The organism is Sphaerisporangium sp. NPDC051017, from assembly GCF_040683095.1.
Classification (GTDB): Bacteria; Actinomycetota; Actinomycetes; order Streptosporangiales; family Streptosporangiaceae; genus Sphaerisporangium.
Genome location: NZ_JBFBCI010000002.1, coordinates 110,932 through 136,704, shown reverse-complemented (window position 1 = coordinate 136,704; position 25,773 = coordinate 110,932). Strand labels below are relative to the sequence as shown.

Here is a 25,773-nt window from a genome sequence, read left to right as displayed (position 1 = left end):
TCGCGCCGAGCCCGGGCCGCTCGTTTCTCCGGGGACCGAATCCCGGTTTCGGACAATCGGCTCGGGCGTGTTCGCGCGGGGTGGCATTAGCCATGTCGGCCGCTTAAAACAGGGCAAATAGTCGGGTCTCGGGCAAAGGAGTGCGCGCCAGTATCGCCCGCGTATAAAGTGCGCAATCTCAAGTGACCGATGCGCAGAAGGATACGGCGTGGCACATTCGTGGGCGGAGTTGCCGGTGGGGCGCGTCGTACGCCTACTGCGGGCGGACGCCGCGGTGAGCACGCTCACCGTCGAACCGCTCCCCGAGAACGCCCCGGCCGTTCTCACCTACACGCCCTCGGCCGCCGAATCCGGGGCGGAAGCGGTGGCCGCAGCGCTGCGCGAACTCGAAGCCGCCGCCGTCGAGTTGTTCCCCGCGTGGCTTCCGGGCGCCGAGGGAATCGAAGGGCCGGGCGGCGCGTCGGTCATCGCCGTACGCACCCTCGCACTGCGCGCCGCGTCCACCAGTCGCCATTTCGGACCGTTCCTCGCGGACCTCGCCGAATCGGCCCTACGCGGAGCGCCTGACACGTCCAGGTTCGCCCCCGAAGTCCGCGCGGCGGGGCTCGCCCGGGTGCTCGCCTCCGGTTTCGGCCGCTCCCGGGCGGCGATCCTGGTGAGGGTGCCCGAGGCGCTGTCCGCGTCCGAGGAGGACGTGCTCGTCGCGGCATGCGAATGGCTGGCGGGGCGGGGCGGGTTCGGCGTATGGCTGGCGGGTGCCCTGACCACATCCGCCGACCACGTCGAACCGGTAACGCTCCGCTTCCCCGGACACGACGTGCGGGTACCGCCGCGCCGGTCCCCGCATCCGCCCGGACGTCCAGTGGAACGTGCCATCGCCTACCCGCCCGTGATCGGAAAGCCGCACCCGGCGAGCAAGGCGGAGAAGTTACTGGAAAAGGCGCTCTCCTCCCATCCCTGGGCCCAAGGCCGCGCCTGGAACCAGACCTACCAATCCCACCCGCTCACCAACCCCATCGTGGTCGACCTCCTATGGCGCGCCGAACGCTGCGCCGTCGAAATCGACGGCGACGATCACCTCAAACCCGACCACTTCGCCGCCGACCGCCAGCGCGACGTTCAGCTACAACTGGACGGCTACGCGGTCCTACGGTTCACGAACGCCCAAGTCCTGACGGACGTGGAGAACGTCGTCGGCCAGTTGGAGCAATTCCTCCGCAGCCGCCGGAACGAAACCCTGGAGGGAAGACAACGTGTCTGACGAAAAACTGTCGCAGCCGGAGCTGGCTCGCATGGTTGCGCTGATGCGCGAGGCCAGAGAGGTCTCCAACTCCGAACTGGAGAAGCTCTACGGCCTGACGCTGGTCAATCCTGAGCGTGAGCATCTGAACAAGTTGGGCCTGGTCGACAGCTGGAAGCAAGGACGTGGTTATGCCCATGTGCTCACCGACGCAGGTTGGGCTCGAATGCGCGACGAGATCGCCCACGGGTTCCAAAGTCTGCAGCTCAAGGCATCTCCCAAGGTGATCTTGGAAGGCTTGGCCGGCGGGCTTCACAGTGTCATGGAACGAAATGGCTACAAGCTCCTGGATATTTTCGGTCCGTCGGCCGTTTCGATGAATGAGGCGCCTACTCCCATAGCCGCGGAGTCGGTGTCCTCACATCCGGTGCCCGCCACAACGATCAAGGCTTCAGAGTCATCAGACCTAGAGGCACTCATTCGAGCCGCGTACAAGGTGCTAGCGAAAGAGCCTGGCGCATGGGTCGGGCTGGCGGAGATTCGGTCGCGCTTGGGTGACGTCCCCCGGGCGCAGCTGGACCAGGTGCTGAGGCTGATGAACCGCTCCTCCGACGTGAACCTGGTTCCGGAATCAAACAACAAGTCCCTCTCCAAGGAGGACCGTGAAGCGGCAGTGAACATCGGCGACCAGGACAAGCATCTTCTGTCGATCGGAGCGTGATGGACGTCAATGAGCGGTTTGCCCTGCAAGCCATGCGGTTCAACTACGTCGAGGGCGACGACGATGTGTGGCGCCCATCCGAATTCCATGTGGACGGTCTGCACCGTGCTACGGCTCAGGCGATCCTCGACGGGATGGCAGAAGCCGGCGGTAGCGTCACAGCCAGTCCGATAGGGGTGGTCGTTCAAGGGCAGCGCGGGTCGGGCAAGACTCACCTGGTCGGATGGGTGCGGCAGAAGATCCAGGAAGAAGGCGGCTACTTCTTCTTGGTCCGCCTTCTGGATGCCAGGGACTTCTGGGGCAGCGTCCTGGTGTCGATGCTGGACAGCCTGGCACGTGACGCAGACGCTGACACCCAACTCAGGGCAGCCATGCGCAAGCTCTCATCGCTCGTCGGTGTGTCTCGCCTGGAGCGTCTCCAGTTGTTCGGGCACGCGGCGTTGACCAAGGGGGCGCTGGACGGATTCGTCGACGCGCTGCGCCGCTACGACGACCGGATAGGTCGTGAGACCCAGGACACCCTACGCGCTCTCGTGCTGCTCGCCTCGAACAATTTCCACGCACAGGACATCGGCACCTCCTACTTGTCGTCTCAGCCCGAGGAAGAGCTGGGAGAGCGCGCCGCCTGGGGGATAGGAAGAGGCAAGAAGTCCCCGCAGGAAATCGTCAAGGATGTGTTCCGCCTGCTGGCGATGACCGGTCCATCGGTGATCGCCGTCGATCAGGTCGACGGCCTCATCACGAAGACCTCGATGGCCGCGAAGATGGGATCGGAATACGACTGGCGAGAGGCTCTCGCGATCGAACACATCGCGGGTGGGCTGATGTCGCTCCGCGAGTACACAAGTCGTGCGCTCACGGTTCTGTCCTGTCTGCCTACGTCGTGGACGCTCATCAAGACGTTGGCCGTGGACAGCGTGCGAGATCGGTTCCGCGAGGTCTCGCAGTTGCACTCCATTCCCAACGCCAAGATCGGGCGAGAACTGGTCGAGAAGCGGCTCGCAAGCCGTTTCAAGTCCGTTGGTTTCCGGCCCCCCTATCCCACGTGGCCGGTCAAACCCTCCGCCTTCGATGACGCGCCCGACTTTACCGTCCGCCAGCTTCTGATAAAGATCGACGGGCATGTCCGGGCGTGCTTGGTCGCCGACGAAGTCCGTGAGTTGGAGTATCTGACGGAGCCGATCGGCCCGACCGACACGCCCACTCGCGTGATCGACACACCCGACCTGACCGCGATGGACGTGAGGTTCGCTGAACTGAAGGGCGCCGCTGCCGTGGCATCGGCTCTTGAGTTCGAGTCCGAGGACGCGGTCATGCCCGCGTTGCTGTCCGCCGGGCTGGCCGCCTGGATCGCCGGGCAAGGGGACGCGGGGCGGGAGTTCAGTAAAGATGCGCCGCCGAGTGCGAAGCCGCCTCTGCACGCGCGGCTTCGGCGTACCCTGAACGAGGAGTCCGAGGAAGAGGCGCACTGGGCGTTTCGTGCGATTTCATCGCGGAACGCCCTCGCCTCGCTCAACCGTCTGCGGACGGCGTCCGTGGCAGCGGGGTTGATGAGCGGGTCCCAGGCGAGGCGGCTGTTCATCTTGCGGAACGGCGACTGGTCGGGCGGGCAACGTACTCAGGAGGCGGTCGCGGAGTTCGAGCGGGCCGGGGGGCGGACGCTTCCGGTGGACGAGGAGGATCTGAAGACCCTCGCCGCGCTGCGGGACATGTTCGCCGAGAACGCGCCGGATCTGCCCGCCTGGCTGTTGGCTCGCAAGCCCGCCGACGACGTCAAGCTGTTCACCGAGGCGCTCGCCGAGGTCTGGAGCGTTCCGGACGCACGGCGGGACGACGCCGCGACCGGGGACTCGGGCGAGGCGGACGGTAGGGACGGGGAGGGCGGCCAGGGTGGAAAGGGTGCGGTTCGCCCACCTAAGGGAGGGCTCGGCCCCGGGGGCGCCACGGCCCTGGAAGGCGTGGGCCCGCTGCACTCGGCAGCCGTGGCCGGTTCTGCGGTCGGCTCCGTGGCTGGCTCCGTGGCCGATTCTGTCGCCGATCCTGTGACCGGTTCTGCGGTCGGTTCCGTGGTGACGTTGGGGACCACGTTCGTCGAGGGCGCGCCGGTCGAGATCGAGTTGGAGGCGCTGCGCAAGCACACCGTGATCTTCGCCGGGTCCGGGTCCGGGAAGACCGTGCTGATCCGGCGGCTGATCGAGGAGTGCGCGCTGAACGGGGTCTCGTCGATCGTCCTCGACCCCAACAACGACCTGGCCCGCCTGGGCGACGCGTGGCCCGAGGACCCGCCGCAGTGGGCCCCCGGGGACGCGGCCAAGGCCAAGGAGTATCTGGAGAACACCGACGTCGTGGTCTGGACACCGCGCCGCGACGCCGGACGCCCGCTGACCTTCAAGCCGCTGCCCGACTTCAGCGGCGTCGTGGACGACCCGGACGAGTTCGGCGAGGCCGTGGACAGCGCCGTCGAGTCCCTGGCCCCGCGCGCCAAGCTGGTCGGCGGCGCCGCGAAGGCGCACCAGGGCCTGGCCGTGCTCCGGGAGGCCCTCGTGTACTACGCGCGCCGGGGGCCGACGAGCCTGAAGGGCCTGATCGAGGTCATGGCGGCGCTGCCGGAGGGCGTCAGCGAGCTGAAGAACGCCGAGAAGCTGGCGGCGGACATCGCCGAGAACCTCACGGCCGCGATGGTCATCGACCCTCTGTTCGGCGGCACCGGGACTCCGGTGGATCCGGGGGTGCTGCTGACCCCGGCGAAGGGCAAGCGGGCGCGCGTCTCGGTCGTCAACCTGGCGGGGCTGCCCTCGGACGGCCAGCGGCAGGGGTTCGTCAACCAGCTCCAGATGGCGCTGTTCTCGTGGATCAAGCGCAACCCGGCCGGGAACCGTCCCCTGGGCGGCCTGTTCGTCATGGACGAGGCGCAGACGTTCGCGCCGTCCGGGGCGATGACGGCCTGCACGCACAGCACGCTGGCGCTGGCGTCGCAGGCGCGCAAGTACGGGCTGGGCCTGGTGTTCGCGACGCAGGCGCCGAAGGGCCTGCACAACCGGATCCCGGGGAACGCCGCCACGCAGTTCTTCGGTCTGCTGAACGCGCCCGTGCAGATCACGGCGGCGACGGAACTGGCCCGGGCCAAGGGCGGCGCCGTCGCGGACGTGGGGCATCTCGGCACCGGCGAGTTCTACGCGGCCCTGGAGGGCGGCGGGTTCCGCAAGGTCCGCACCTCCCTGTGCCTGAGCCACCATCCGAAGAGCGCGCTCACCGGGGACGAGGTGATCGAGCGCGCGAGGAGGTCCCTGGAGGAGCCCGACGCCTGACGCCCCCGCCTCCTTCCCGGCGGGTACCACTCATGACCGCGCGGCACGTCTCACGTTAAGCGCCTACCCATACGGTTGCGGAGCGGGCGCCTGCTCGGCACGTTGCAGCAGACGCCCGCGACGCATGAGCGGCGACCCTCGGGGCCGGCGCGAGGCGGCGGCGGTCCTCAGTGCCGGATAGGTCATTACGTGTGCGGATATTCCGCTCCTGCGGCAGACTGTCGAGATCGATCACCGGCCGAGCGGGGTAGGCGCGGCCCGGCGCCGCGGCGGCGCACTCCTCGCTCCGAACGCGCGACGGGAGCGCCGCATGACAGCGAGCCGCATGACCGCCACGGACCCAGGGCCGTTCCGGCTCCGGCGGAACACCCGCGACCTCCCGAAGGCCGTCGAGACGCTCGCCAAGGCCCTGCCCGCCCGCGACCTGAAGACCGTGCTCGCCGACGCCAACCGGACGGCCGTGCGCAAGGGGAGCACGTCCGCGTTCGGCTCCATGAACCCCAAGCCCGCCGACTGGTACTGCTTCGAGGAGGGCGACGACCAGACCGCCGACTGGTATCCCCAGGGTGTCGCCTCGTCCTCCGAGGCGGGCCGCAAGGACGTCCAGGCGCTGGTGGTGAGCTGGTACTGGAAGCCGGAGGGCGCGTCCACCGAGCGCGGGGTGCGTCTGTCGTTCCTCAGCCCGGCGACCCGCAAGTACCGGCACGTCCTGCTGGTCGAGCCGAAGGCGGACGGCTCGTACGCCGCGATCAACATCCACGCGGGTGGCGTGGCCTGGTACGGCGATCTGATCTACGTGGCGGACACCTCGCGCGGGATGCGCGTATTCGACACCCGGCGCGTCTTCGAGGTCAAGGGCGACGACGACAAGATCGGCAAGCGGAACGGCGGGTACCACGCGTTCGGGTACCGGTACGTGATGCCGCAGGTGGACGCGTGGGCGGCCACCGCCACGGCCCGGTTCTCCTTCGCCGCCGTCGACCGCAGCACGACCCCGCACACGCTGGTCTCCGGCGAGTACGTCGACCCGGCCGAGGACCCGGGCGTGGTGGGGCGGGTGGCGCGCTGGCCGCTCGCCGCGGACGGCACGCCGGTCGCCGGCCCGGACGGGACGGCGGTGGCCGCGGACGCCCTGACGCTGCCCGCGGCGAAGATCCAGGGGGCACTGTCGTACAGGGGGAAGTGGTACCTCAGCCAGGCGGCGTCCTCCACGGCGAACGGCTCGCTGCTGGTCGTGCCGGACGGGCAGACCGCCCAGGTGAGGAAGTTCCCGGTAGGACCGGAGGACCTCACCTGCTGGACCGAGAAGAACCAGCTCTGGAGCGTCACCGAGTTCAAGGGCCGCAGAGCCCTCTTCGCCGTCCCCGTCTGAGCCGTCCCCCGCTTGAGCTCGAGCCCTCTGGGCCCGTCCACACCCCCGTGTCCGCACCCGCACCGGCCGGACGGCCCCGCGGCCCGCCGCGAGGCGCTTGAGCGACTTGCAGGCGCCTTGCGGCGGCGGGGTCAAGCGGATGTCAATGAACGTGCAGGCGGCCCTCCGTTAACTGAGCGTGCAAGGCCCCCGGCGGCACCGACCGGACCGGGAAGCACTCACCCTCAGGAGAAGAAAGATGAAGCGCACCCTGCTCGGTCTCGCCGCCGCCTCCATCGCCGGTCTGGCCGTCACCGTCCCCGCGACCTCCGCGTCCGCCGCCACCGGCGACTTCGGCCCCGACACCTGCGTCCAGGGCTACGTGTGGCGCGAGGCCCGGCCCTCCGACCACGTCTGCGTCACCTCCGGCGTCCGCACCCAGACCCGCAACGACAACGCCGCCGCCGCGAGCCGGTGGACCTCCGGCGCCTTCGGCCCGCACACCTGCGTCCAGGGCTACGTGTGGCGCGAGGCGTTCAGCGGCGACGACGTCTGCGTCACCCCGGCCATCCGCTCCCAGGCCCGCGCCGACAACGCCGCCGCCGACGGCCGTAAGGTCTCCGCCCGCCTGTGGATCAACCGGTACACCGTCCCGCCGCGCGACAACGGCGACGGCACCTCGACCACGACCTCGGTGGACGACATCCCGCGGCTCAAGCTGAGCGGCGACCACTACAACTTCGGCCAGGTCAAGCTCTACCTGCGCTACAACACCGGCCGCACGTTCTGGACCGGGACCGTCACCGCCGCCGCGCACGGCGGGTTCGTGGGCGGCAGCTTCGGCAAGAAGACCGGCGTCTTCGACTGTTCGGGCCCCGGCCGTCCCGCCAACGGCTACGCCCAGGCGTACGACGTGGTCTCCGGCCGCTGGTCGGCCAGGGTTCCGGTGCGGATCGGCTGCGCGGTCCTCTAGGAACTCGGGTCACGAAAGGCGGGCCGGCCCCTGCGCGAGGGGCCGGCCCGCCGGCGTTCCCGAAGGCATTGCCGCGGAGTGGTCCCCGGCGGAGTGCCCGCGGTACGCCCGGCAGGGCCGGCGGGGTTCCCGGCGGGGACACCCCCGGCGCGGCCTCAGGGCCGACCCTGACTCCTCCCTGAAGTCGGCCCGCGCCCGTATCGCCGGAGGTCCCGGCGGCCTAGCGTGAATGCCATGGGACGCATTCTTCTTATCGCCGCCGCCGTGATCGTCGGCTTCTTCCTCCTCGGCAGCGTTCTCGGCCTCATCGCCGGGCTCGTCAAGTGGGCCCTGATCATCGGCGTGGTCGCCCTCGCCGTCATGGCCCTGACCAAGATCCTCCGCTCGCGCGACGCCGGGTGACCCCCGCGGGCCGCGTCGGCCTCGGACCGGTCCTGGACGACTTCCTGGACGATCGCCTCCGCCGGCGCGGGGCCTGAGGGGCCTACCAGGCCTTACGGCCCCGCTGCCGCGAGTCCGACACGAAGTGGTCCAGGGCGTCGCGGGTCGTGCGCAGGGCCTCGTTGGACACCTCCGACGTCCGCTGCGCCACCCCGACGAAGACGTAGTCGACGATCAGCAACTGGCTGATCCTGCTGGCCAGCGCGCCCGGGCGGAAGGCCGTCTCACGGCCCGCCGAGATCAGGACGTGCCCGCACACCTCGGCGAGCGAGGACCGCGGGTTGTTGGTGATCGCGACGGTGGCCGCCCCCGCCTTGCCCGCGCGCCGCAACGGCTCCACCACGTCGGGCGTCTCGCCCGTCGTGCTCACCCCGACCGCGACGTCGCCGGGCCTCAGCAGGACGGCGCTGGTCAGCGCCAGGTGCGCGTCGGTGAACGCGTGCGCCGACAGGCCGATGCGCAGCAGCTTCTGCGCCATGTCCTGGGCGACCAGCCCGGAGGCGGCGACCCCGTAGACGTCGATCCGCCGCGCCGTGGTGATGGCCGTGACGACCTCGCCCAGCAGGTCGGGGGAGAGCTGCGCGGCCGTGTCCTCCAGCGCCTGCGCCTCGGCGCGGGTCACCTTGGCGATCACGTCGGACAGCGGGTCGTCGGGGGCGAGGTCGCCGGGCACGAGCCGGTCAGGCCCCTGGCGGTTGGTGGCCGCGGCGGCCGCGAGCGCGAGCCGGAGCTGGGCGTACCCGGAGAAGCCGAGGGCCCGCGCGGTGCGCACGATCGTCGCCTCGCTGGTCGCCGACGCGGCGCTCAGCTCGGTGATGGTGCTGCGGGCGACGGTCGCCGGGTCGTCGAGGATGAGCCGGGCGATGATCTGGGCGGACGGGGTGAGGGAGGGGAGCACGGCCCGCACCCGGGCGACCAGGTTTTCCGGGGTCGAGCGTTGCGGGTCGATCATGGGGGTCCTTTTCTGTTACCGACACATTACTCAGTCCTGGTCTTATCGGACCGCTCCATCGTCCTCAAGCGGCCCTGCCGATGGTTCACCGTGATGTGAGCCACTCGGCGGCGGCCAGCGCGGTGACCCGCGAGTCGCCGCTGGTCGCCAGGTAGAGCGCGCCCGCGGGGGAGCCGGGCAGGCCCATCTCGATGACGATCGCGTCCGTCCTGCGGCGGACGATCCGCCGCAGGCCGTCCCGCATCCACGCGTGCCGGTGCGCGTCGCGGGTCACGACCACCAGCGGCGCCCGGCTCGGGCCGTCCAGGACGGGGAGGTCGTGCCGTTCGGGCGTCAGCGTCTCGCGGGTCGTGCCGGGCAGCAGCGCCGCCAGCGCCTCCGCCGGTCCGTACGGGGGAGCGCCTCCGGCCGCGAGGTGGGGGCGGGCCGTCATCTCGATCACCCGCGGCGGCCGGGTCAGCACCGGCCGTTCCACCCCCTCGGCCCTCGCCGTGACGCGCAGGGCGAGCCGCGCCGTCTCCAACCCCAGCCGGGACACCCCGTACGCCGGGTCGCGCGGCACGGGGGCCGCCTCGCCGTCCGCCCGGGCCGCCTCGTGCCAGGCCACCAGCGCGCGCACCCGGCCCGCCGCCTCGGCCAGCCGCGACTCCGCCAGCGTCCCCTCGTGGACGGCGCGGACGATCGCCTCCCGCAGCGCGACGACGTTCTCGCCGCCGGGGGAGGACGCGCCCACGCAGACGGCGTCGGCGCCCGCGGCCAGCGCCCGTACGGCGATCTCCGTCTGGGGCATGCGCGCCGCGACGGCCCGCATCTCGATCGCGTCGGTCACCATCAGGCCCTCGAACCCGAGCTCCTCGCGCAGCAGACCGGTCAGGACGCGCCGGCTCAGCGTCGCGGGCAGGTCCGGGTCGAGGGACGGCACCAGCAGGTGGCCGCACATGATCGCCCGGACCCCGGCCGCCACGGCGGCGCGGAAGGGCGGCAGGTCGCGCCGCTCCAGCAGGTCGCGCGACGCGTGGACGGCGGGGAGGGCGAGGTGGGAGTCGGTCACGGTGTCCCCGTGGCCGGGGAAGTGCTTGGCGCAGGCCGCCACCCCCGCGCTCTGGTGCCCGGCCACCCAGGCCGCCGCGTGCCGGGCCACCAGCGCCGGGTCCGCGCCGAACGACCGCACGCCGATCACCGGGTTGGCCGGGTCGGCGTTGACGTCCACGTCGGGGGCGTAGTTCAGCGTGATCCCCACGGCGGCGAGCATGCGGCCGATCTCCGCGCCGGTGCGCTCGGTCCGCTCCGGGTCGTCCAGCAGGCCGAGCGCGGCGTTGCCCGGCCACGAGCTGCCGGACGCGGCCTCCAGGCGGGTGATCATGCCGCCCTCCTCGTCCACGGCGACGACGACCCCGGGGTTCTCCGCGCGCAGGCGCCGCACGAGGCCGGCGGTGTCCGGGGAGATGTTGCGCGCGAACAGGACGACGCCGCCGAGGCCCTCGGCGAGCTGCGCGCGCAGCCAGTCCGGCGGGGTCGTGCCGTCGAAACCGGGCTGGAGCACGGTGGCGGCCAGACGGTCCAGGTCGGGGCTGCGCGGTTCGCGCGTGGGGTGCGGCATGGGCGGCGCTTCCGGTGGGTGGGCGTGGCGTGCGGTCAGGGTCGTCAGGGGCGCTGTGGCCGGCGTCCGGGCCGGCCCTCGTGATCGGCATGTTCGTCGCGGGCGTGGAGATCCTTTCCGGTCTGGACGCGGTGGGCGTCGTGTGAACTTTGCCACCGATGTGGCACTATTCGACATTTGGCGTATCTTCTATGAAGATTTCCTTCATCGGCTCTTGGTTAGGTCACGGCCTGATGACGATTCTCTTCGAAGCGCTCCCGCAAAGTGAAACCCCCCGCCAACTCCGGCCCGGAGTCCGCCGTCACGCGGCCCGGCCGGTGATCCCATGGGAGGACACGTGAACTCCAAGCCGATCAGCCGCAGGGCCGTCCTCGGCGGCCTCGCCGGTGCCGCCCTCATCCCCCTCGCCCACGCGCGTGGCCGCGCGTCCGGTCCCGCCGGGACCCGCGGGAAGGCCGCCACCGCGCGGAACCCGGTCCTGACCGCCCCGCGCCAGATGCGCGGCATGTGGATCGGCTCCGTCGACAACGACAACTGGCCGTCACGCCCCGGACTGACCGCCGAGCAGCAGAAGGCGGAGTTCACCTCCTGGCTCGACTTCGCCGCCGCCCGCCGCCTCAACGCCGTGTTCGTACAGGTGCGGCCCACCGCCGACGCGTTCTGGCCCTCGCGCCACGAGCCCTGGTCGCAGTACCTCACCGGCGTCCAGGGACGCGACCCCGGGTACGACCCGCTGCGGTTCATGATCGAGGCCGCCCACGCGCGCGGGCTGGCCTTCCACGCGTGGTTCAACCCCTACCGCGTATCGCTCCAGGCGGACCCGGCGCGGCTCGTCGCCGATCACCCGCTGCGCCGCCATCCCGCGTGGGGGGTCCGCTACGCGGGCGGGCTGTACTACAACCCCGGGCTGCCCGAGGTGCGCGCCTTCGTCCAGGAGGCGATCATGGACGCGGTCGTCCGGTACGACGTCGACGGCGTCCACTTCGACGACTACTTCTACCCCTATCCCGTGGACGGGCAGGAGTTCGGCGACGCCGCCGCCTACGCCCGCCACGGCAAGGGTTTCCCCGACCGGGCGGCATGGCGTCGGCACAACGTCGACCGGTTCGTCCAGGAGATGGCCGAGCGCGTGCGTGAGGCGAAGCCCGAGGCGATGTGGGGCATCAGCCCCTTCGGCGTCTGGCGCAACCGCGCCTCCGACCCCGGCGGATCCGCCACCACCGCCCTGCAGTCCTACGACGACCAGTACGCCGACACGCGGGGCTGGGTGCAGAAGGGCTGGCTCGACTACGTCACGCCGCAGCTCTACTGGCACATCGGTCCGGGGGCCGCCGACTACGCCGTGCTCGCCCCCTGGTGGGCGCGCGTCGTGGACGGCACGGGCACCCAGCTCTGGATCGGCCAGGCCGCCTACCGCGCCTGCGCCCCCGGCGAGACCGGCGCCTGGCAGGACCCGGCCGAGCTGTCCCGGCACCTGACCTTCGACCGCGACCACCCGCTGATCGGCGGAGACGTCTACTACAGCGCGGGCGACCTGCGCGCCGACCGCCGCGGCTCGACCAGCCGCCTGTGCGAGGACCACTACGCCGAGCCCGCGCTGCCGCCGCTGCTCCCGCGCCTCGCCGACGGCCCCTCGCCCGCCCCGCCCGTCCTCAGGGCCGTCCGGTCGACGGACACGGGCACCGAGATCACCTTCCACGCCGGTGGCCACCCCGCGCCTCGCCTGTACGCCGTGTACCGGACCGACGGGCCCGGCGACCCCGGCCGGCTGATCGCCGTGCTGCCGGGGACCCGCCACGCCCGCCACACCGACACCGGGGCGGGGCCCGGCACCCGCTACCACGTGACCGCCCTGGACCGGGCCAACCGCCAGAGCGAACCCGTCTCCTGGGAGCCCGAGTAGGGGCCCGCCGGCCGGTGAGGCGCGGGCGGCGAAGATCTTCGCCTGCCCATACTTCCGGGCACGACCGGGCAGGGGAGACGTATGAGCGAGGCTGAGCCGTTGGTCGTCGGCGTGGACGGCGGAGGGACGAGCACGCGGTGCCTGATCGCCACCACGAGCGGCGAGATCCTCTCCCGCGGACGGGCGGGCGGCGCCAACCCCCGCTCGGCGCGCGACCCGGGCGGCAACCTGGCCCGCGCCCTCGCCGAGGCGCTGGCCGGCGTCCGTCCCGGCGCGGCCGGTGAGACCGCCGGTGATGTGGCCGGCGACGTGGCGGGCAGAGTGGTGGGCGGGGTGTTCGGGCTCGCGGGCGCCAGTGAGACCGGCCGCAAGGAGGCGCGCGCGCTGGCCGCCGCGGCGTGGCGGGCCGCCGGGCTGCCCGGCCTGCCCGAGGTCGTCCCCGACGTCGTGGTCGCCTTCGCCGGGGCGACGCCCGAGCCCTCCGGCGGCCTGATCCTTTCGGGGACGGGCGCCGTGGCGGCGCGCATGGAGGACCGGCGCATCGCCCGCCGGTGCGACGGCTACGGCTGGCTGCTCGGGGACGAGGGCTCGGGCGTGTGGATCGGCCGCCGCGCCGTCCAGGCCGCCCTGGCCTCCCTCGACGGGCGCGGAGCCCCCACCGTCCTCACCGAGCGCGTCCTCGCGACCCTGGAGGGCGCCCCCGCGGCCGCTCCCCGGTCGGAGCAGGCGCTGATCGAGGCGTACATCGCGGCCGTGTACGACCACGAGCCCGCGCGGCTCGGGATCATCAGCCCGGTCGTGGAGGCCGCGGCCCGGGAGGGCGACCGCGTCGCGCTCGCCATCTTGGACGACGCCGCCCGCCGCCTCGTCGCCACCCTCGACGCCGTCGGCCCGCTGGACCCCGCGCTGCCGGTCGTCCTCGCCGGGTCGCTGCTCACCCAGCCGACCCTGGTCGCCGAGCGTGTCCGGGACACGCTGCGCGGACGCCCGCTCGCCCTGTCCCTGGACGGCGCGGCCGGCGCCGCCGCCCTGGCCCTGAGAGCCGCCCCCGAGCCCGCCCCCGGCGCCGCCGAAGCCGCCCACCGCCGCCTGTTGGCTGCGTCCACGGCCCCGCTCCGCTCGGCGGGTTCGGGGCGCCCTTGAGGCGGTGTTCTTCCGTCGTCACTCGGAAGGGCTCGTTCCTCACCCTTCCTCCCTCCTCCTCCAGAACACCGCCGCGCCCCGAACAGTGCTTTTGGCGTGGCCATAGGTTCAGATGTGGCACTGTGCGTACGTCCGGAAGATCTCTCCAGGGAGTGTCATGGGTGGGGCGCGCGTGCCGGGTGCCGGCGAGGGGGTCGTGGAGGGCACCGGGGTCACCGACCGGGTCGCCCGGTGGGTGACCGAGGTCTTCGCGCCGCAGGTGCTGGTGATCGGGCTGCCGCCGGTGGTGGGCCTGGTCTCCGACGGGTGGGCCGGGTTCCGCTGGGGGCTGGTGGCGTCGCTGCTGTGCGGAGGCGTCCCCGCCCTGGTCATCGCCCTCGGGGTGCGCGCCGGGCGGCTGGACTCGCGGCACATCGTCGACCGTTCCCGAAGGACGGTCCCGCTGATGGTGGCGGTCGTCGCGGTGCTGGCCGCGCTCGTCCTGCTGGCCGGTCTCGGCGCGCCGCGGCTGCTGGTGGCCACGGTGGGCGCGATGCTCGCGGGCCTGGCGGTGACCGTGCCGGTGACGCTGCTGTGGAAGATCTCCTTCCACGCCGCCGTGTCCGCGGGGACGGTGCTGGTGCTGTCGCGCGTCCTGCCCGCGACGCCCACGCTGACCGTCGGGCTGCTGGTCGTCGCGGTGGTGTGCTGGGCGCGCGTCCGGTTGGCGCACCACACCTTCGCGCAGGTCGCGGCGGGGGCCGTGACGGGGGCGGTCTCCTCGTGGGCCGTCCTCGTCCTCAGCGGCGTGTGAGGCGCGGCCGCCTCAGGCCGAAGCCCGCTGCCACAGCGGGTCGCGGTACAGCACCACGGACGGGCCGCGCAGCATCTCGTCGGGGGCCGACAGCATCACCAGCTCCCCGGCGGCCTCCATCTCGCGCAGCACGTCCCGGACGCGCGGGCCCACGGGGAGGCGGCCGCGCGGCAGGGCGAGGCTCTCGCGGACGGCGTCGGCGACCTGCGACAGCCGGAACGGGCCGGCGTGGTCGCCGATCACGCCGCGGACCAGCTCCGTGGTGATCACCTCCCGCGCCTCGCCGTGCGCGACCTCCCAGACGAGCTGGACGTCGCGGCGTCCGGTGGCGGCGCACGCGGCGCAGCGCTGGACGAACCCGGGCACGATCTCCTGGTCGGCCGATCCGAGGCAGACCGAGCACTGGCCGGTCTCCATGGCGTGCAGCTCGGCGGCGACCCGTCCGGGCAGCGGTGTCTCGCAGGCGCACCGGTAGGTGCGGAACGCGCCGTCGTGGACGAGCGCGACGTCGTCGGCGTCGTCGGGGATGACGTCCCACTGAACGGTGATCGTGTGCGTCGTCTGTGTAGCCATCGCCGGTGACTCTACTCACTCGGCTCCCGGAAAGCCCCCGAAACCAGGCCAGTTCCGACATCTGTGATATCCGCGGGAGGGTCGGGCACAGGGGTGCGCATGAGCGGCGCAAGGCCCTCGGGACCGGGCCATCTTTACTCCACGACATGGTTTCATTGGATCCATGGCGAACCCGGCGATTTTGACCGTCGACGACGATCCGGCCGTCTCGCGGTCGGTGGCCAGGGACATCAGGCGACGATACGGTGATCGTTACCGAGTGGTGCGCGCCGATTCCGGCCAGGCCGCCCTCGATGCCCTGCGCGAGCTCAAGCTGCGCGGCGAGCAGGTCGCCGTCATGCTGGCGGACTACCGAATGCCCCAGATGAACGGCATCCAGTTCCTCGAGTCCGCGATGGACATCTTCCCGCGCGCCCGCCGCGTGCTGCTCACGGCGTACGCCGACACCGAGGCGGCCATCGACGCGATCAACATCGTCGACCTGGACCACTACCTGCTGAAGCCGTGGAACCCGCCGGAGGAGAAGCTCTATCCGGTCGTCGACGCGCTGCTGGACGCGTGGGCGGCGGCGCCCGACGAGGCGATCAACGACATCCGCGTCGTCGGCCACCGCTGGTCGGCCCCGTCGTACAAGGTCCGCGACTTCCTCGCCCGCAACCTCGTCCCCTACCGCTGGCTGCTGGCCGACGAGGCCGAGGGCGGGCGCCTGCTCTCCGCGGCGGGCCTGGGCGTGGACGATGTGCCGCTGGTGGTCACCCCGGACGGCTCGTCCCTGGTCAAGCCGACCGAGGCCGGCCTGGCCGCGCACGTCGGGCTGACGACCAAGCCCGCAGAGGACTTCTACGACCTGGTGGTCGTGGGCGCGGGTCCGGCGGGGCTCGGCGCGGCGGTGTACGGCGCGTCCGAGGGCCTGCGCACCGTCCTGCTGGAACAGCGCGCCACCGGAGGCCAGGCCGGGCAGAGCAGCCGCATCGAGAACTACCTCGGTTTCCCCGACGGCGTGTCGGGCGCGCAGCTCACCGACCGCGCCCGGCGCCAGGCCCTGCGCTTCGGCGCCGAGATCCTCACCACGCGCGAGGTCGTCGGCCTGGAGTCGGGCGGCAGCACGCGACTGCTGCGCTTCGGTGACGGCGGCGCCATCGCCGCCCACACCGTCGTGCTGGCCACCGGTGTCTCCTACCGCATGCTGGAGGCCCCCGGCCTCGCCGAGCTGACCGGCCGGGGCGTCTTCTACGGGTCGGCGGCGACCGAGGCCCCCGCCTGCGCCGGCGAGGAGGTCTACATCGTCGGAGGCGCCAACTCCGCCGGCCAGGCCGCCATGCACTTCTCGCGGTACGCCCGGAAGGTCCACATCCTCATCCGCGCCGGGGACCTGCGGCGCTCGATGTCGCAGTACCTGATCGACCAGATCGAGGGCAGGCCGAACATCGAGGTCCACCCGCACACGACGGTGGTCGGGGGCGAGGGCGACGGCCACCTGCAGCGGCTTTCGCTGTGCGACCCGCGCTCCGGGCACGTCAAGGACGTGAACACCTCCTGGCTGTTCATCTTCATCGGGGCCGAGCCGCGCACGGACTGGCTGGACAAATCCATCCAGCGGGACGATCGTGGCTTCGTGCTCACCGGCCCGGACCTGCTCGCCGACGGCCGCCGGCCGCCGGGCTGGTCGCTGCCGCGCGATCCGTACCACCTGGAATGCAGTATGCCGGGCGTGTTCGCCGCCGGCGACGTGCGCGCCACCTCGGTCAAGCGCGTCGCCTCGGCCGTAGGCGAGGGCGCGATGGCCGTATCGCTGATCCACCGTTATCTGGAGACGCAATGACCGAGCCGGGCGAGACCGCCGGGCGCGGAGACGCGGACGGTGATCGCCTCACCGCCGGCGAGCTGCGCACCCTGTTCCTGTTCGAATCCCTGACCGATTCCCAGCTCGCCGTGTTCGTCGAGCACGGCCGCGTGGAGCGCCACAGGGGCGGTGAGATGGTCTGCCAGGAGGGCGAGCCCGCCACCTGCTTCTACGTCCTGCTGAGCGGCACCGTGGCCCTCACGCGGCGCGTCCGGGGCGACGAGGTCGAGATCAACCGCACCGACCAGCGCGGCGTGTACGCCGGGGCGATGCAGACCTACCTCGCCGACCAGGTGAAACAGACCTACACCGCCACGCTGCGCGCGATCAGCGACATCGAGCTGTTCGCGCTACCGGCGAGCGTGCTCGCCCGGGCGATGCGCGAATGGTTCCCGATGGCGACGCACATGCTGGAGGGCATGTTCGTCGGCATGCGCGTCAACCAGACCATCGTCGGCGAGCGCGAGCGGCTGCTGGCCCTGGGCTCGCTGTCGGCGGGGCTGACCCACGAGCTGAACAACCCGGCGGCGGCGGCCGTCCGGGCCACGGCCGTGCTGCGCGAGCGGGTCGCGGGCATGCGCCACAAGCTGGCGCTGATCGCCGACGGCAGGGTGGACGGTTCGCGGCTGCACGACCTGGTCGAGCTGCAGGAGGACGCGGTCAAGCGGGCGGCGAACGCGGTGCCGCTGTCGGCGCTCGCCACCGCCGACGCCGAGGACGCGCTGTGCGACTGGCTGGACGACCACGACATCACGGGCGGCTGGGAGCTGGCCTCGACGCTCGTCTCCGGCGGAATCGATGCGACGTGGCTGGACCGCATCAGCGGCGCGGTCGGCGGCGAGAACCTGGAGCCCGCGATCCGCTGGCTGACCTACACGATCGAGACCGAGCTGCTGATGGGCGAGATCGAGGACGCGGTGAGTCGCGTGTCCTCGCTGGTCCAGGCCGCCAAGCAGTACTCCCAACTCGACCGCACCCCTTACCAGACCGTCGAGGTGCACGAGCTGCTCGACGCCACGCTGACCATGATGCAGGCGAAGATCCCCTCCGGGGTGCGGACCGTCAAGGAGTACGACCGCACCGTGCCGGCGATCCCGGCGTACGCCGCCGAGCTGAACCAGGTGTGGACGAACCTCATCGACAACGCCTTCGCGGCGATGAACGGCCGCGGCGGCGTGCTCACCGTCCGCACCGGGCACGAGGCCGACCGCGTCTTCGTCGAGATCGCCGACACCGGGCCGGGCATCCCCGCCGAGATCCGGCCGCGCATCTTCGAGCCGTTCTTCACCACGAAGCCGGTGGGCGAGGGCACGGGCCTCGGGCTGGACATCTCCTACCGGATCATCGTGAACAAGCACCACGGCGACATCCGGGTGGACTCGGTGCCGGGCGACACCCGCTTCCGGGTGCTGCTCCCGATCGCGGCGGAGTGACCTCGCGTGCACCCCGATCCGGGGGGGCGCCCTGTGGCTTGACGGCGTTCTCGCTGAAAGTAAAGCTTGTTAATAAATAAGCCGCTTTCGCCTGCGAGGGACGCCTATGAGCCTCTCCTTACCGTCCGGCAAGCCCCGCACGACCCGCCTACGTCCCCTGGCCCGCCGTGCGCTCGCATGGCTCGCCGCGGTCCTGCTCCTGGTCGGCGGCACCGGGCTGGTGACGGTCACCGCGGCCCCTCCGGCCTCGGCCGCGTCGATCGCCGACGTCATCCCGGCCCCTGCGTCGGCCCAGCCGTCCGCCGGCGTCACCTACATCCTCCCGTCGGGTGCGGGCATCTTCACCCAGACGGGCTCGGCCGCGGCCGCGGACGTCGGCGCCTACCTCGCCGCGCTCCTGCGACGCTCGACCGGGTACGCGCTGCCGCTGGCCCAGGCGTCCTCGCCCTCCCCGGGCATCTCGCTGCTGCTGACCGGCGCCGACCCCGCCGTGGGCGCGCAGGGCTACCAGCTCGACGTGACCGCCACGTCGGTGACCATCCGCGCGCAGACGGCCAACGGGCTGTTCAACGGCGTGCAGACGCTGCGCCAGCTCCTGCCGGCCGACGTCGAGAGCACGACGGTGCGCCCCGGCCCCTGGGTCGTGCCGGGCGGGCGCGTCGTCGACCACCCGCGGTTCGCCTACCGGGGCGCCATGCTCGACGTCGCGCGCCACTTCCACCCGGTCGCGACCGTCAAGCAGTACATCGACAGGATCGCCCTCTACAAGGTCAACCATCTGCACCTGCACCTCTCGGACGACCAGGGCTGGCGCATCGCGATCGACACCTGGCCGCGCCTGGCGACCTACGGGGGCGGCACGCAGGTCGGCGGCGGCGCGGGCGGCTACTACACCAAGGCCCAATACCAGGACATCGTGGCCTACGCCGCGCAGCGGTACGTCACCATCGTCCCGGAGATCGACATGCCGGGCCACACCAACGCCGCGCTCGCGTCCTACGCCGAGTTGAACTGCGACGGCGTCGCCCCGCCGCTCTACACCGGGACCGACGTCGGCTTCAGCTCGCTGTGCACGACCAAGGAGAACACCTACACCTTCGTCGCGAACGTGCTCACCGAGCTGGCCGCGATCACGCCCGGCCCCTACCTGCACATCGGCGGCGACGAGGCGAGCTCAACCCCGGCCGCGCAGTACGCCGCGTTCATGAACCGCGTGCAGCCCCTGGTGACCGGGACGGGCAAGACGGTCATGGGGTGGCACCAGATAGGGACGTCGGCGGTGAACCACTCGCCGGGGCGCGTCGTGCAGTACTGGGGGACGACCACCTCCGACTCGGCGGTGACCACGGCCGTCTCGCGCGGCGCCAAGGTCGTCATGTCCCCGGCCGACAAGGCCTACCTCGACATGAAGTACAACTCCTCCACTCCGCTCGGGCTGAACTGGGCGGGCTACATCGAGGTGCGGACGGCGTACGAGTGGAACCCGGGCGCCTACCTGAGCGGAGTGCCCGAGTCGGCCGTGCTCGGCGTCGAGGCGCCGCTGTGGACCGAGACGATCGTCACCGAGGACCACATCGAGTACATGGCGTTCCCCCGGCTGCCCGCCATCGCCGAGCTGGGCTGGTCGCCGTGGTCCACGCACGACTGGAACGCCTTCCGCGCCCGCCTGGGCGCGCAGGCGCCGCGCTGGACGGCCATGGGTATCGGCTTCTACCGGTCCGCCCAGGTCCCGTGGAGCACCGGTACGGCGGCAAGGTACGAGGCGGAGAACGCCACGATCTCGCGGGGCGTCGTCGAGTCCGACCACGCGGGCTATTCCGGCATCGGGTTCGTCAACTACGACAACGCCAGTGGAGCGTACGTCCAGTGGACCGTCACCGCGGCGGCTGCGGGCCCGGTGACGCTGCGCGTGCGGTACGCCAACGGCACCACCGTCAACCGGCCGATGACCGTCACGGTCAACGGCGCCACCGTGGCCGCCGGGATGGCCTTCCCGGGGACGGGCGCGTGGACCACCTGGCAGACCGGGACGCTCACCGCGAACCTCTCCGCCGGGACCAACACCATCCGGGCCACCGCGACCACCGCGAACGGCGGGCCGAACGTCGACTACCTGGAGGTGCAGCCCTAGGCGCCGTCCGGGCCCGAGCTCAAGCGCAAGGCCCGGCCGCCGTGACGATGATCTTGAGGTTGATCGACGCGCCGAGCCCTGGTTGCAGGATCACACCAAATCGCCGCGATGCGGGGATTCCGGATGCTCAGGTCCGGTCCGGCCGCCAGAATGGCGCTGCCGAATCGCACCTGGGAGAGATGTTGACGATCGCCGTCCGGCCGCCGCGGACCACGGCCGTGCCCGAACACCCGACGAACGCGCGCCCCGGCCCGTGCGGCGCCGGTCAGCCGAGCCCGTCCCACGCGCGGACCGGGGCCCGCCGGTGACCCTGCTCGCGGGCCGCTACCGGCTCATCTCGGCGATCGGGCAGGGTGGCATGGGGACGGTCTGGCGCGCCGCCGACGAGCTCCTGCGCCAGGAGGTCGCGATCAAGGAAGTGCTGCTGCCGCCGGAGCTCGACGCGGACGCCCGGGCGGAGCTGCGCGAACGCACCCTGAGGGAGGCCCGGGCCGCCGCCCGGCTGCGGTCGCACCCCTCGATCGTCACCGTGCACGACGTGGTCCTGGAGGGCGGCCAGCCCTGGATCGTCATGGAGCTGGTCCGGGGCAGGTCGCTCGACAAGATCGTGCGCGCGGACGGGCCGCTGCCGCCTCACCGGGTGGCCGCCATCGGGCTCGCCGTCCTGGACGCGCTGGGCGCCGCCCACGCGGCCGGCATCCTGCACCGGGACGTCAAGCCGGGCAACGTGCTGCTCACCGACGACGGCAGGGTGCTGCTCACCGACTTCGGCATCGCCACGGTCGCCGGTGACCCGGCCCTCACCCAGACCGGGCTGCTGAACGGCTCACCCGGGTACATGGCCCCCGAACGGCTGCGCGGCGAGGCCGACGGGCCGCCCGCCGACCTGTGGTCCCTCGGCGCCACCCTCTACACCGCAGTCGAGGGCGCGCCCGCGTTCCGGCGCGACAACGCCAACGCGATCATGGCGGCCGTGCTCATGCACGAGCCGAACCCGATGCGCCTGGCCGGGCCGCTCGCTCCCGTTCTCGCCGCGATCCTGGACAAGGACCCCGTCCGGCGCTGCCCGGCGAGCTGGGTGGCGTCGCGGCTCCACGCCATCGCCGGCGGCGGCCCGATGCCGGCAGTCCCGGGAACGCCGGTCGAGCCAGGCGGCCGCATGGGCTTCGGGGGAGCGCCCGGCGTCGCCGGCGGGCCCGCCTTCGGCGACGCGGCCGGACACGCCGCCGGACCGGGCGGCGTGGGCGGCCACGGCGTCACAGGTCCGGGTGGCGTGGGCGGCTTCGGCGGTGCGACCGGTCCGGGTGGCGTCGGCGTGACCGGCCCCGGCGGGCCGGCGGATCGGACCGGGCCCGGACGGCGGGCGGCCGTCACGGGACCCACCGGACCCACCGCGCCCGGCAGGCGGTCCTCCCGCGGCCGGGCGCCGATGGTCATCGGCACCGCGCTGGCGGTGACCGTCCCGGTCGTGGCGGGCGTCCTGATGTGGAGCGCCGGCGTCATCCCTCCGTCCGGATCCACCCCCGGCGTCACCTCGTCGGTGGCGGCGACCGGCACGGGCCGCCCCTCGGTGAAGCCTGACCGCACCGGCAGGGCAGCGCCGACGGGCCTGCTCGCCGCCAACCCCGAGGCATGCTCGCTGCTCACCGCGGCGCAGGCGCGCATCCTGCTCGGCGGCCCGGCCGAGGAGCGTTTCATGACCAAGGACGCGTGCATGTGGGACCGGAAGGACGGCACCTTCCTGGAGATCCAGAAGACCCGGTTCGAAACGGCCGACATGGCGTTCACCGCGTTCGACATGAGCCGGTCCAACATGAAGGACGAGCCCAGGCGGTATCCGGGAACGAAGGTCCGCGAGGGCCCCGCCGTGGGCGACGCGGCCTACAGCTGGACCCGGCGGATGGACCCCACCAGCCCGAACTACCAGACTCAGGTCCTGTTCCAGACGGCCAACGTGATGGTCCTCGTCTACCACTCCGGCCACAAGCCCGGCTTCGCGACGGCCGACCGCATGGCGAGACTGGTCAACGCCGCCCTGCTCGCCGCCCGCTGACCGAGCCCCCGCCGGCCCCCGCCGGCCCCCGCCGGCCCCCGCCGGCCCGCGTCACCCGCCGAAGCGCGCGAACGCGGCCGGCCTAGCCGGGGGCGTCCGGTTTCGGGGCGGGACCGTGTATGTGGCGCCGTCGCGGGCCGGGTTCGGGGGGGATCGCGGTCGCCCAGGGGCGTGAGCGCTCACGGTCCGGTGGCGGCCTCAGGCTCCGAACAAGCCTTCTCGGCTGAACGGTCCGGATCGCCGGACGAAGATCGCCGGACTCCGGAGTAACGCGGGCGGGTCGTGGAGCGTGCCACGTCATACGCTTTTGCCGAGGTGTATCCGCCGCGGGCGGGCCGACCCGGCCGACGTCCCCGCGCCCGCCCCGCCGCCCGCAGGCCTCGGGCACCCCGCGGAACTGTGACCATGAAAAATCCCCAGGTCAGCGACCTGGGGATTTGGTGGTGGGCGATACTGGGATTGAACCAGTGGCCTCTACCGTGTCAAGGTAGCGCTCTCCCACTGAGCTAATCGCCCCGGTAAAACAGAGGTGGAGACGGGATTTGAACCCGTGTACGCGGCTTTGCAGGCCGCTGCCTCGCCTCTCGGCCACTCCACCGGGCAAGCCCCCTCTGTGGAGACCTCTCCGAGCGGACGACGGGATTCGAACCCGCGACCCTCACCTTGGCAAGGTGATGCTCTACCAGCTGAGCCACGTCCGCGTGATCGGCCGGTGAACGCCCGGCCTCACGCAGAGAACTCTAGCGAATCCCGGCCAACTCCCCAAACCGAGATCGCCCCTCGCGTCTCGGCGCCAGTGAAGACCGGGTGACGCGGGGCGGGGAGTCCGGGCCGGGGACGCTTCGATCTGGGGCGAAGTGTGGGTGGGTTAGCGTCGAGACATGGTGGCACAACGGGTGGCGTGCGACGCCGACATCGCCTCGGTGGCCTCGCTGATCGCCGAGCCGGCGCGGGCCGCCGTGCTGACCGCGCTGCTGGACGGGCGCGCGCTGGCGGCGGGGGAGCTGGCGGACCTGGCCGGGGTGAGCCCGTCCACCGTGAGCGCCCACCTGGCGCGGCTGCTGGACGGCGGGCTGGTCACCGTGGTCAGCCAGGGGCGGCACCGCTACTACCGGCTGGCCGGGCCCGAGGTGGCCGAGGTTCTGGAGGTGCTGGCGCGGGTCAGCCCGCGCCCGGCCGTGCGGTCGCTGCGCCAGTCCAGGCAGGCGCGGCTGCTGGGTGAGGCGCGCACCTGCTACGACCACCTCGCCGGCCGTGCGGGCGTCGAACTGCTGGGCGCGATGCTGGCCGCGGGCCACCTGACCGGCGACGACGCCTTCGAGGTGACCGAGGCGGGGGAGGCCGCGCTGGCCGGGCTGGGGGCCGACCTCGCGGCGGCGCGCCGGTCCCGGCGGCGGTTCGCCCCCGCGTGCCTGGACTGGACCGAACGCCGCCCCCACCTGGCGGGCGCGCTCGGCGCCGAGATCACCCGCGCGCTGCTGGAGCGCGACTGGTACCGGCGCGGGCCCACCAGGCGTGTGCTCCAGCTCACCGACCTGGGCAGGAAGGGCCTGGCGGCGATGTTCCCCTGTAAGGGGCTAACATGCAATACGCCAGTTACCTAGCAAGAGAGTGACACCATGCGCGACAACGAGGTCGTGAACTCCGGGGAGCATCGCGAGGGCGGGGTCCGGGCCACCGCCGTCATCGAGGTCGGCCCGAGCCCGCTGGGCTTCGCCGATGTCGTCCGGGTGGCCCGGCACGGCGCCGCCGTCCGCCTCACCGACGAGGCGGTGACGGCCATGGCCAAGGCCCGTGCCCGCGTGGACGAGCTGGCCGCGAGCCCCACCCCCGCCTACGGCGTGTCCACCGGCTTCGGCGCGCTCGCCACCCGGCACATCGACCCGGACCTGCGCGCCCAGCTGCAGCGCTCGCTGATCCGCTCGCACGCCGCCGGGTCGGGCCCCGAGGTCGAGGTCGAGGTCGTCCGCGCGATGATGCTCCTTCGCCTGCACACGCTGGCCACCGGCCACACCGGCGTGCGTCCCGAGACCGCCGCGCTGCTCGCGGGCCTGCTGAACGCCGCGATCACGCCGGTCGTCCACGAGTACGGGAGCCTCGGCTGCTCGGGCGACCTCGCGCCGCTGTCCCACGTCGCGCTCGCCCTGACGGGGGAGGGCGACGTACGGGACGGCGAGGGCGTGCTCAGGCCCGCGCGGGAGGCGATGGGGCGGGCGGGCCTGGAGCCGGTCGAGCTGGCGGCCAAGGAGGGGCTCGCCCTGATCAACGGCACCGACGGCATGCTCGGCATGCTCGTGCTCGCCCTGGACGACCTCGGCCGGCTGTTCCGGGCGGCCGACGTCGGCGCGGCCATGTCCGTGGAGGCCCTGCTCGGGACGGACCGCGTCTTCGCCGCCGACCTGCAGGCCCTGCGTCCCCACCCGGGCCAGGCCGACTCGGCGGCCAACCTCCGGGCGCTGCTCGGCGATTCCGGCATCATGGCCTCCCACCGGGACGAGTCGTGCACCCGCGTGCAGGACGCCTACTCGCTGCGCTGCGCGCCGCAGGTCGCCGGGGCCGCCCGCGACACCGCCGCGCACGCCGCCGTGGTCGCGGGCCGTGAGCTGGCCTCGGCCATCGACAACCCCGTCGTGCTCGGCGACGGCCGGGTGGAGTCGAACGGCAACTTCCACGGCGCGCCGGTCGGCTACGTGCTGGACTTCCTGGCCATCGCCCTGGCCGACCTCGCCTCCATGTCCGAGCGCAGGACCGACCGCATGCTGGACGTCGCCCGCAGCCACGGCCTGCCCGCCTTCCTGGCCGGCGACCCGGGCGTCGACTCCGGGCACATGATCGCCCAGTACACCCAGGCGGCGATCGTCTCGGAGCTCAAGCGCCTGGCGGTCCCGGCCAGCGTGGACTCGATCCCGAGTTCGGCGATGCAGGAGGACCACGTCTCCATGGGCTGGTCGGCCGCGCGCAAGCTGCGCCGCTCGATCGACGGGCTCACGCGCGTGCTGGCCATCGAGATCCTCACCGCCGCGCGGGCCATCGACCTGCGCGCGCCGCTCCGGCCCGCCCCCGCGACGGGCGCAGTGGTCGCCGTGCTGCGCCGGGAGGTCCCTGGCCCCGGCCCGGACCGGTTCCTGGCCCCCGAGATCGAGGCCGCGGTCCGCATGGTCGGCGACGGCGCGCTGGTCGCCGCCGCCGAGTCCGTCACGGGCCCGCTCGCCTGACCGAGGCCGCCCCCCGGGGGGGTGATCGCCGCGACGGCGGTAACCTCCGGGGGATCGCCGCGACGACCTCTCGATCACCAGGCCGGGGCGGAACAGGCGC

Annotated in this window: 18 protein-coding genes and 3 tRNA genes; 15 read left to right on the top strand and 6 right to left on the bottom strand. The window is 72.4% G+C overall.

Features of this window, described 5'->3' with window-relative positions; translation table 11 throughout:
• Positions 1-208 precede the first annotated feature (208 nt).
• From AB0M95_RS03225 to AB0M95_RS03200, 6 genes are all read left to right on the top strand, one after another.
• The gene (locus AB0M95_RS03225) at positions 209-1,261 is read left to right on the top strand and encodes a DUF559 domain-containing protein (RefSeq protein WP_363758695.1); all 1,053 of its coding nucleotides are present in this window, start codon (positions 209-211) and stop codon (positions 1,259-1,261) included.
• Positions 1,254-1,961, top strand: coding sequence for a hypothetical protein (locus tag AB0M95_RS03220; protein ID WP_363758692.1), 708 nt, complete (start codon positions 1,254-1,256; stop codon positions 1,959-1,961). The genes AB0M95_RS03225 and AB0M95_RS03220 overlap by 8 nt, the downstream gene beginning before the upstream one ends.
• 176 nt (positions 1,962-2,137) lie before the next feature.
• Positions 2,138-5,269: a DUF87 domain-containing protein gene (locus AB0M95_RS03215; RefSeq protein ID WP_363758689.1), complete on the top strand. Its 3,132-nt coding sequence runs from the start codon at positions 2,138-2,140 to the stop codon at positions 5,267-5,269.
• Positions 5,270-5,579: 310 nt separating this feature from the next.
• The gene (locus AB0M95_RS03210; RefSeq protein WP_363758686.1) at positions 5,580-6,641 is read left to right on the top strand and encodes a hypothetical protein; all 1,062 of its coding nucleotides are present in this window, start codon (positions 5,580-5,582) and stop codon (positions 6,639-6,641) included.
• A 238-nt stretch (positions 6,642-6,879) separates the two neighbouring features.
• The gene (locus tag AB0M95_RS03205; protein WP_363758683.1) at positions 6,880-7,593 is read left to right on the top strand and encodes a hypothetical protein; all 714 of its coding nucleotides are present in this window, start codon (positions 6,880-6,882) and stop codon (positions 7,591-7,593) included.
• 234 nt (positions 7,594-7,827) lie between these two features.
• Positions 7,828-7,995, top strand: coding sequence for a DUF4175 domain-containing protein (locus tag AB0M95_RS03200; RefSeq protein WP_147268943.1), 168 nt, complete (start codon positions 7,828-7,830; stop codon positions 7,993-7,995).
• 82 nt (positions 7,996-8,077) lie between these two features.
• Here the strand turns inward: AB0M95_RS03200 and AB0M95_RS03195 are convergent, their stop codons facing one another.
• Together AB0M95_RS03195 and AB0M95_RS03190 are read right to left on the bottom strand one after the other, a co-directional pair.
• A complete protein-coding gene (locus tag AB0M95_RS03195) occupies positions 8,078-8,986 on the bottom strand; it encodes a MurR/RpiR family transcriptional regulator (protein ID WP_363758680.1) in 909 nt (302 codons plus the stop codon).
• A gap of 85 nt (positions 8,987-9,071) precedes the next feature.
• Entirely contained in the window at positions 9,072-10,586 is a 1,515-nt protein-coding gene (locus AB0M95_RS03190; RefSeq protein ID WP_363758677.1) for a glycoside hydrolase family 3 N-terminal domain-containing protein, read from the bottom strand.
• Positions 10,587-10,923: 337 nt separating this feature from the next.
• Between AB0M95_RS03190 and AB0M95_RS03185 the strand changes: the two genes are divergently transcribed.
• From AB0M95_RS03185 to AB0M95_RS03175, 3 genes are all read left to right on the top strand, one after another.
• A complete protein-coding gene (locus AB0M95_RS03185) occupies positions 10,924-12,489 on the top strand; it encodes a family 10 glycosylhydrolase (RefSeq protein WP_363758674.1) in 1,566 nt (521 codons plus the stop codon).
• An 81-nt stretch (positions 12,490-12,570) separates the two neighbouring features.
• Positions 12,571-13,632 carry a BadF/BadG/BcrA/BcrD ATPase family protein gene (locus AB0M95_RS03180; protein WP_363758671.1) on the top strand — a complete coding sequence of 354 codons (1,062 nt, stop codon included), beginning with the start codon at positions 12,571-12,573 and terminating at the stop codon, positions 13,630-13,632.
• 157 nt (positions 13,633-13,789) lie between these two features.
• Positions 13,790-14,425 carry a hypothetical protein gene (locus tag AB0M95_RS03175; protein WP_363758668.1) on the top strand — a complete coding sequence of 212 codons (636 nt, stop codon included), beginning with the start codon at positions 13,790-13,792 and terminating at the stop codon, positions 14,423-14,425.
• Positions 14,426-14,437: 12 nt separating this feature from the next.
• On the opposite strand, the gene AB0M95_RS03170 is transcribed toward AB0M95_RS03175, so the two are convergent.
• Positions 14,438-14,998 carry a hypothetical protein gene (locus tag AB0M95_RS03170; protein ID WP_358522372.1) on the bottom strand — a complete coding sequence of 187 codons (561 nt, stop codon included), beginning with the start codon at positions 14,996-14,998 and terminating at the stop codon, positions 14,438-14,440.
• Between the two features lie 163 nt (positions 14,999-15,161).
• On the opposite strand from AB0M95_RS03170, the gene AB0M95_RS03165 reads away from it, so the two are divergent.
• The 4 genes from AB0M95_RS03165 (at position 15,162) to AB0M95_RS03150 (ending at position 22,458) form a co-directional block, all read left to right on the top strand.
• The gene (locus AB0M95_RS03165) at positions 15,162-16,820 is read left to right on the top strand and encodes an FAD-dependent oxidoreductase (protein WP_363758665.1); all 1,659 of its coding nucleotides are present in this window, start codon (positions 15,162-15,164) and stop codon (positions 16,818-16,820) included.
• Positions 16,817-18,274 (top strand): ATP-binding protein, encoded by a 1,458-nt coding sequence (locus AB0M95_RS03160; RefSeq protein ID WP_363758662.1) that lies wholly within the window; start codon positions 16,817-16,819, stop codon positions 18,272-18,274. The genes AB0M95_RS03165 and AB0M95_RS03160 overlap by 4 nt, the downstream gene beginning before the upstream one ends.
• Before the next feature lie 106 nt (positions 18,275-18,380).
• Positions 18,381-20,405 carry a family 20 glycosylhydrolase gene (locus AB0M95_RS03155; protein ID WP_363758659.1) on the top strand — a complete coding sequence of 675 codons (2,025 nt, stop codon included), beginning with the start codon at positions 18,381-18,383 and terminating at the stop codon, positions 20,403-20,405.
• 304 nt (positions 20,406-20,709) lie between these two features.
• The gene (locus AB0M95_RS03150) at positions 20,710-22,458 is read left to right on the top strand and encodes a serine/threonine-protein kinase (protein WP_363758656.1); all 1,749 of its coding nucleotides are present in this window, start codon (positions 20,710-20,712) and stop codon (positions 22,456-22,458) included.
• Between the two features lie 441 nt (positions 22,459-22,899).
• Here the strand turns inward: AB0M95_RS03150 and AB0M95_RS03145 are convergent.
• The 3 genes from AB0M95_RS03145 to AB0M95_RS03135 form a co-directional block, all read right to left on the bottom strand.
• Positions 22,900-22,974 (bottom strand) — tRNA-Val (locus AB0M95_RS03145).
• A gap of 11 nt (positions 22,975-22,985) precedes the next feature.
• A tRNA-Cys gene (locus tag AB0M95_RS03140) sits at positions 22,986-23,056 on the bottom strand.
• A 30-nt stretch (positions 23,057-23,086) separates the two neighbouring features.
• Positions 23,087-23,159, bottom strand: a tRNA-Gly gene (locus AB0M95_RS03135).
• Between the two features lie 180 nt (positions 23,160-23,339).
• On the opposite strand from AB0M95_RS03135, the gene AB0M95_RS03130 reads away from it, so the two are divergent.
• Entirely contained in the window at positions 23,340-24,062 is a 723-nt protein-coding gene (locus AB0M95_RS03130) for a helix-turn-helix transcriptional regulator (RefSeq protein ID WP_358522382.1), read from the top strand.
• 15 nt (positions 24,063-24,077) lie between these two features.
• Positions 24,078-25,673, top strand: a complete 1,596-nt coding sequence (gene hutH / locus AB0M95_RS03125) for a histidine ammonia-lyase (protein WP_363758653.1) — start codon at positions 24,078-24,080, stop codon at positions 25,671-25,673.
• Positions 25,674-25,773: the final 100 nt, after the last annotated feature.